Source organism: Deinococcus carri, from assembly GCF_039545055.1.
Lineage (GTDB): Bacteria > Deinococcota > Deinococci > Deinococcales > Deinococcaceae > Deinococcus > Deinococcus carri.
The window spans coordinates 10,001-14,103 of sequence record NZ_BAABRP010000033.1 but is presented as its reverse complement, the minus strand read 5'-3'; the positions used below and the strand labels follow the sequence as shown (position 1 = coordinate 14,103).

Here is a 4,103-nt window from a genome sequence, read left to right as displayed (position 1 = left end):
GGGCGGTCCAGATGATGGCCTGGATGCTGGTGCCGCTGAGGGTGAGCCCGGTCAGGGCGGTGATGACCAGCCCGAGGGCCAGGATGGTCAGGGTGGTCACCAGGCCCATCACCAACCCGGCGAGAACCCCACGCCAGCTCAGGCGGCGCGACAGCATATCCGTGTTCAGTGTCATAGTGTCTCCTCTTCTCTCTTCTCAGGAACGCGGGGGACCCGCTGGCGACATGGGACGCCGCGAGGTGCGGAGTGCCAGACCGAGGCCCAGCAGAAAGCCCGCCACCAGGGCCAGACCAGCGGCCAACAGCAGAGCCTGGCTCCAGAGGCCGGGGCTGGTGGTCCCGACAGCGGCAGCGGTCAGTTGATTGATCTCGATGATGCTCTTTGCCAGGAGGACCCCCGCTGCGCCCGTCAGGACGATGCCAAAAAACAGCAGAACGCGGTTCAGGTTTCCCATCGCTTCACTCCGGGTGGCATTGTGGGTGTCCAGGCTCCCCTGGAGGTGACAGACGCAGGGGGCAGGTCGCTTCTGTGGTTGGAACAGCGGGCACGTTCCCCGCACGGAAGCCCCACCCCCTGTGACCTGGCGCTTTAGGAACGGCCCAGTTCATCGCGGGCGTTGTCCACGGCCCGGTTGACGTCCCGCTTCAGGTCCTGTGCCCGGTCCTGGGCCTGATTCTTCAGGTCATGCAGCCGGTCCTGGGCCTGATCGACGGTCTTCTCCCCCGCGCGGCGCAGTTCGCCGCCAGCGGTACGCATGGCGTCCCCAGGGTTCTCACCCTGCGCCACCTTGGACACGGCATCCTTGGCGGCGTCGCCTGCCCGCGCCAGATTGCCCTCGACACCGGGGTTGACCCGTCGCAGCAGACCTTGCACCTGGTCGCGGAACGAGGGGTTGCTGCGATACAGGGCGTAGACGCCCCCGGCCAGCAGCACCAGACCCCAGGGAAACCCCCCACCGGAAGCGGAACGCTGGCTCAGCCGTTCCACCTGGGCCTCCAGCCGGTGCAGTTCCTTTTGCTGCCGGGCCACGGTCGCAGCCAGCTCGGCCTGGCGCTTCACCTCGGCTTTGCCCGCAAAGGCGGCCACTTCGTGTTGCAGGTGTTCGCGGGCGTCGTGGGCAGCATGCTTGAGGTCATGCGCGGTCTGTTCAAGGTTCTTCATCAATCATCTCCTACGGCACAACCGACCTCTGCCGGTCATCAGCAGTGTGATGATCAGGCCCCGGCCGCTTCTTACAATCAGGTAAAGGCCGTTTATGAATGAGCCTCGCCAGTCAGGGAGCAGTGCCCAAGCGAGTTGGTGCTCATAGCCTCCAAACGGCCAGGCTGAGGCTTGAGGGGCGGCGGCAGCCCGTCAGGGGGCTGAACTGAAGCTCCTCGCGGGTCGGGGCCTAGCATGCCGTCGGCGCTTCGAGGCTCCCTATGGGCAGGGGGGCATCAGCCGGGCACTGACCGCTCCGGGCGCAGGCCGATAGTCACGCCCGGAGTGATCTCGCAGGGGAAGATCAGGGGGCCAGGTGGTTCCCGTGACACCAGCAGGCGCAGCGCCAGGACCGCACCGCGGCCCATAGCCTGTCTTGGAATACGCAGGCCCGACCAGGACGGATCTCCCACCTCCCCCGTGATGGCGTCGCCCAGGACCGCCGCAGAGCAGTCTTCAGGAACCCGGTATCCGCCCTGCTGGGCCACCTCCAGCAGGCGGCGCATAAGTCCGTCGTTCTCCAGCAGGAACCCGGTGATGCCGCTTTCCAGGGCCGTTTCCAGCCAGTGCTGGTCGAGAGCACCGGCGTCCAGGCGCTCCACCGGGGCGGGACGGACCGTGCTGACAAAGCCGCGCTCCCGGTCCAGGGCGGATTCGTCCTGTTCAGGGCGGCCCACGTACAGCAGCTTCCTGTGCCCGCAAGCCAGAAAGCGCCGGGTGAGTTCGGCGGTGGCCGCAGTGTAATCCGCCTGCACGCAGGTCAGTTCGGCTTCCGGCACGCTTCGCCGTCCAATAAACACCACCGGGTGTCCGCCCTTGACCAGGGCTGCCAGGTCATGGCGATCCTGCTCACCGGGGTGCCCCAGCAGGATCGTGCCGTCTGTCAGGGACAGGCGGGCCTGCATGCCGTGGGTGAGGCCGCGTCTGCCCTTCCCCCCGGTGTACAGCAGCAGGTCGAGGCCACTGTGTGCGGCTTCCTCCTCGATGCCTTCCAGAAAAGGCGCGTAGAAGTCACGGGTGCTGCTGGGAAAGACGGCCTCATACGTGAATACGCCGATCAGGGAACTGCGGCCACCCACCAGGCGACGGGCGGCCGCGTTCGGGACGTACCCCAGCTCGCTGATCGCCTGGAGAACCCGGGCACGGGTCTCCGGACTGATGCGCGCCTGGTCCGTTTGCCCGTTCAGGACCTGGGAGACGATGGTCTGCGAGACACCGGCGTGTTGCGCCACCTGTTTCTGTGTGGGGCGGGGCGTCACCACGCCACCTAGAAAGCGGGGGAGGGCGTCAGGCGATACGCCTCCGGCCAGGCGAGGGGAATACCGAGGCGGGTCAGGAGCCGCTGGAAGTCCGGCAGGTGCCGTTCCCGGATGGCCACGGGAGGCTCACCCTGTTGCAGGCTGAAGGCCGCCAGTGCGCCCGCCGCCTCCCCGGTGTTCCACTCGACCGGATGCAGCCGGTAGCAGCCGTTGGTGATATGGGTCACGCCCAGCGTTTTCCCGGCGGCGATCAGGTTGGTGAGCCGCACCGGAATCAGTGCCCCCAGGGGAATCTGGAAGGGCCAACTCGCGACGTCCACGTACCCCCGCCCGCCCGTTCCCGGATGCAGGTCGATGCGGTACTGGCCGATGCCCACGCTGTCCGGGAAGACCTCCGCGCCCTGCTGGCTTCCGCGCGCTTCCACGCCGAGCATGTTCTCCGTCACGGTGAACTGCGCCCTGATCCGCCGCGCCTCCCGGATGTAGGGCCGCAGGGCGAGGCCATGCGTGAGTTCCGTCCCGGTCAGGTCACCGCGCAGCCGCAGGCCGGGATAGCCTTCACCCTTCCCGTCATGCCGGGGGGCCTCGGTCTGCATCCAGTACAGCAGCGAGAGGCTGAGTTCGCGTGCCGCTTCCAGGTGCCGCTGCTTTTCCTCTTCGGGGACGCCGACCAGTGGCCCCAGCCAGTAGTCGTTCTGCGGCCAGTTCACCAGGGTCACGTCCCCGATGGGCGGGCTGTAGTGCCGTCCCGCCACAATCCGGCGGTAGTGCCAGAAGTCCCCCCGGTGGGCTTCCTGGCTGGGGTCGCTGAAGAGGTCGCGGTAGACCGGCGCGCCCGTAATGGGATGTGGGTAGGTCCAGGAGAGTTGTGGGGCGGGCCAGAAGGGGGCCTGGTAAGTGCGCCAGAAGTCGTAACTCGGGGGACGGGGGATGGTGTGGTCCTCGCCTTCCCGGTGGTCCATCGCAAAGCACCAGGTGATGGCCTGCTGGCCCAGTGGGTCCGCTTCGGGCAGGGCGTGCGGCTCGCCCGTCTCGTCCTGGCCTTCGGCACCGATCACGCTTTCCGCGCCGCTGAGTTCGGTGAGTTCACCGAGTTCCGTCGCGTCGAGGAAGTAGGCGGCGTGAACCGTGTGTTCCTCCCCCGACTCGTGCTGGAAGGTCACCGCCTGGACATGGTCGCCCGTCACCTCCACCCGGACTGGCCGGGTCTTCAGCCACACCCGCAGTTGCCGCGACGTGAGGTAGGGAGCGAGCAGGTCTTCCAGAACACGCAGGGCCACCCGGGGTTCGTGACAGAGTCGCCCCACGTTCCCCGCCCCCGGATTCAGGCAGGGGTCGGCCGCCGCTTCTGCGGTGACGTGCGGGTGAGTCCGGTAATACTGCCGGACCCCTTCTCGGAACTCACAGTAGGAAGCGGTGGCACCGTATTCCTCGACCCAGATGGCCTCGTCCGGCGGGACGGCCTGGCTGGTGAGCTGACCCCCGATCCAGGGCGATTCCTCGGCGAGGATCACCTGCCGCCCCAGCCGCAGGGCAGACAGGGCCGCCGCGACGCCGCCGACACCTCCGCCAACGACCAGAACTTCCGTGCGGTGTTCCCTCATCCCTTGGTCCCGCTGGCCGCGAGGCTCTCGATGAAGGTGC

Annotated in this window: 5 protein-coding genes (1 of these 5 cut by a window edge); all 5 read right to left on the bottom strand. The window is 67.6% G+C overall.

Going from position 1 to position 4,103, the window contains the following annotated elements; genetic code table 11:
• Positions 1 to 196 precede the first annotated feature (196 nt).
• Positions 197 to 454, bottom strand: coding sequence for a hypothetical protein (locus tag ABEA67_RS19160; protein WP_345468437.1), 258 nt, complete (start codon positions 452 to 454; stop codon positions 197 to 199).
• A gap of 134 nt (positions 455 to 588) precedes the next feature.
• Positions 589 to 1,161 (bottom strand): YtxH domain-containing protein, encoded by a 573-nt coding sequence (locus ABEA67_RS19155; RefSeq protein ID WP_345468435.1) that lies wholly within the window; start codon positions 1,159 to 1,161, stop codon positions 589 to 591.
• A gap of 275 nt (positions 1,162 to 1,436) precedes the next feature.
• Positions 1,437 to 2,459 carry a LacI family DNA-binding transcriptional regulator gene (locus ABEA67_RS19150; protein ID WP_345468433.1) on the bottom strand — a complete coding sequence of 341 codons (1,023 nt, stop codon included), beginning with the start codon at positions 2,457 to 2,459 and terminating at the stop codon, positions 1,437 to 1,439.
• 8 nt (positions 2,460 to 2,467) lie between these two features.
• Complete coding sequence (locus ABEA67_RS19145) at positions 2,468 to 4,063, bottom strand: FAD-dependent oxidoreductase (protein WP_345468431.1); 1,596 nt, start codon at positions 4,061 to 4,063, stop codon at positions 2,468 to 2,470.
• Positions 4,060 to 4,103, bottom strand: partial view of a carbohydrate ABC transporter permease gene (locus ABEA67_RS19140; RefSeq protein ID WP_345468429.1) — the 3' portion only. The gene runs 814 nt beyond the window's last position; only the last 44 of its 858 coding nucleotides appear in the window; its start codon lies off the right edge, out of view; it ends in the stop codon at positions 4,060 to 4,062. The genes ABEA67_RS19145 and ABEA67_RS19140 overlap by 4 nt, the downstream gene beginning before the upstream one ends.

Coding starts and splice junctions, on each gene's coding strand:
- ABEA67_RS19155 (WP_345468435.1), bottom strand. CDS start 1,161: ATGAAGAACCTTGAACAGACCGCGCATGACCTCAAGCATGCTGCCCAC.
- ABEA67_RS19145 (WP_345468431.1), bottom strand. CDS start 4,063: ATGAGGGAACACCGCACGGAAGTTCTGGTCGTTGGCGGAGGTGTCGGC.
- ABEA67_RS19160 (WP_345468437.1), bottom strand. CDS start 454: ATGGGAAACCTGAACCGCGTTCTGCTGTTTTTTGGCATCGTCCTGACG.